This is a genomic window from Oleiphilus sp. HI0117, assembly GCF_001635235.1.
In genome coordinates this window covers 1-2,648 of sequence record NZ_LWGA01001224.1, presented here as the reverse complement: position 1 = coordinate 2,648, position 2,648 = coordinate 1, and the positions used below count along the sequence as shown (strand labels likewise).

Below are 2,648 nucleotides of genomic sequence, written 5' to 3'. Positions count from 1 at the left end.
CCACCTTTATCATATCTATGAACGGCGTATTCAAGGCCTGAGACGCTGACTCGGCGCGTAAGGCTTCTCTCGCTAAATCACTGGCACAAACTTCTTCTTGGTGAGGAAATTCACCCGGTAAGCCTGAAAGGTCAATCGTAGCATTGGCAATGCTTGCGGATGCGGCCACAAGCACGGTGATGGTTTTCTTAACTAAACCCGGCATGGTTATCCCCTTGGATATCTTAATATATTTATTTTTATAGCCCAAAGAACACAATGTTTTACAGCTACCTTAGACTAAATAAGGGTGCAATTGAGCACTCACATTCTAAACTAGCCATTTCAACATTCCCCCCTCCCCAAGCAGGGGGAATAAACAAAGCACTTGAGAATTGAATATTTTATTCTGCAATTACAAATACTTAGAAATATAACGCTATATTCTACCAATCGACTCGATTCGTTAATACGTGAACCAATTCAAATTTTAATAGCGGGCCAGCCTCATTATGAATAGCCACTTTTTACCAACTTTTATGACAAATAGTGTCGAAGAGTTTTACACGTTCTGAAACCTACCTTTATAGCCTTGCGGACAAGTTACTGTAATAACTAAAGTTACAGAATCTGGTCTATTTCCTGCGTATTTTTTGATCAATAACTCACAATAAAACCAACACAATAGGAAGGAAACAGACAATGAAAAACATTATTTGGCATTTGTGTACAGCTGTCGTTCTATCCTTGTCTTCTTCAATTGCTTCGGCTGCAGTATTGGATATTGACTTTAATGGCTCTCAGTTCTTGCTAGGTACTTTCGACAGTGCAGAAACAGGCACTGATTTCTACAACTATGGTAGCCCTTGGGCAGCATCAGCGAACCCGGTTTACCCTGGAACCACAACCCCCATCCCCTTAGAAGCTGACGCCTTGCAGATATTTTCTCATGTGAATACGCTTACCAATGAATTGAGCTTTGGGGTAATTCTTGAAAGACCAAATGGAAGTGGAGGCGGCTCTTTTAATGCCAGCATTGACTTTTCTACACCCGCAGCACTGGCATTCTTAGATGACCCAAATGAAGGAGGTAATAGTGCACTGGGTACAACTAGCTCTATCAATATTGATTTGGATTGGGTGAATTGCTGTACCGATGGCTTTGTCATCATCGGCTTCGACCCTGAAGACTTATTTATCGACCTGTACAATGTGACCGGTAGCGACTTGGACAGAGCAATATTTCTAAGTCCTGATGGCCAGAATACGCAGTTTGCTTTTCCCGATGACGTATTCTCAATCAGCATAGGTTCCTGTGACCCACAAACCGACCCCAATCAATGCGTGATTAGCGTATCTGAGCCCTCAACGTTTGCCCTACTAGCGTTTGGTTTATTTGGCATAGGTTTAATGAGGCGGCGCAGTATTGCTTAACGACTTCTTTTTCCATACAACCTATAAGGTATTCGCCTTATAGGTTCTCTTACTCTCTCTTTATGATTTAATTAACTGCTCTTCTTTCGCGGCCAAAATCATAAAAATAGATCTACCATCATTTCTTTTATAGAATCCCCTGAACAATCACTGAGCCGGACCAAAATTTCTGCAATGACTACTGTACAGAACCTCCTAAAGCAAGAACTAGGTGAAAACCTTAGACAATCGCCTGAACAGGTTTGCCGAGTATTCCATGGCAGAGGTCGGTTTTTTCCCTCATTTGAGAACCTCAATATTGAGTGGTATCCACCCGTTTTATTTGTCCAATGCTATGAAGGTGAGCTAAGCAACAATGAGCTTTCCGTCATTAAGGAGATCTTTGAAGAGCATGAGTTTATTCAAAGCGTATTGCTCCAATCCCGGCCTTGGCCCGATGTGGAAAATGAGGTTTTGTTTACACGAACTAGCAATAAGCCTGAACTGCCTTTGGAGTTTAATGCAGCACTTGATAAGGATCTTTTGTGTAAGGTTAGTTTAGGCGAAAACCGCAACACAGGCGTGTTTCCAGACATGCGAAGTGGCTGGCATTGGCTTGCTGAACACGCCGAAAACAAACGTGTTCTAAACCTTTTTTCTTATACCTCGGTATTTTCTTTGTTTGCTTTGAAAGGTGGCGCAAAGAAAGTAGTTAATATTGATATGTGCGGTAGCGCCACCAAAACCGCACAATTAAATCATCAGATAAATAATCTACTGGATGAAAGAGTATCGATTTGGAAAAAGAACATTCTTAAGTCAAACAGCCAAATTGCCAAGCAGTCAAAGTTCGACATAATCATTCTCGACCCGCCGCCTTTTCATAAAGGCTCCTTTCGAGGCTGGCCTGACTATCAGAAACTACTACGTCGCTGCACCAAATACTTAAAGGATGGCGGAGTTATCTTAGCGGCCCTAAACAATCAACAAGTAACCTTTTCAGAATTTGAACGCGACATACGAGAGACGATAGAGGATGTAAGATCTATCACGCCTTTAGCGCTTAGTGATGAAATAAAAGAACTGGAGCCTGATAAGGGGTTAAAACTTGCCTTGATTGAATGCTGAAGCTATTGGAGTTCCCTAAAATGTACAATTTCATTGCATGTATTAGTCTTGCGTTCTTCATAAGCTTTGCCAGCCCAAGCTTTTCCCGCACTATCCTTGAAGGGCAAAGTGGCCAGATTCACTTCATT

General features: G+C 41.9%; 3 protein-coding genes. 2 read left to right on the top strand and 1 reads right to left on the bottom strand.

Annotation, left to right across the window (positions count from 1 at the left end; translation table 11 throughout):
* A partial coding sequence (locus tag A3757_RS21385; protein WP_156506478.1) for a hypothetical protein occupies window positions 1-205 on the bottom strand: 205 nt, incomplete at its 3' end.
* Window positions 206-681: 476 nt separating this feature from the next.
* On the opposite strand from A3757_RS21385, the gene A3757_RS21380 reads away from it, so the two are divergent.
* Both A3757_RS21380 and A3757_RS21375 read left to right on the top strand, forming a co-directional pair.
* Window positions 682-1,413, top strand: coding sequence for a PEP-CTERM sorting domain-containing protein (locus A3757_RS21380; protein WP_068633021.1), 732 nt, complete (start codon window positions 682-684; stop codon window positions 1,411-1,413).
* Between the two features lie 174 nt (window positions 1,414-1,587).
* A complete protein-coding gene (locus A3757_RS21375) occupies window positions 1,588-2,520 on the top strand; it encodes a class I SAM-dependent methyltransferase (RefSeq protein WP_068508856.1) in 933 nt (310 codons plus the stop codon).
* The last annotated feature ends 128 nt before the right edge of the window (window positions 2,521-2,648 follow it).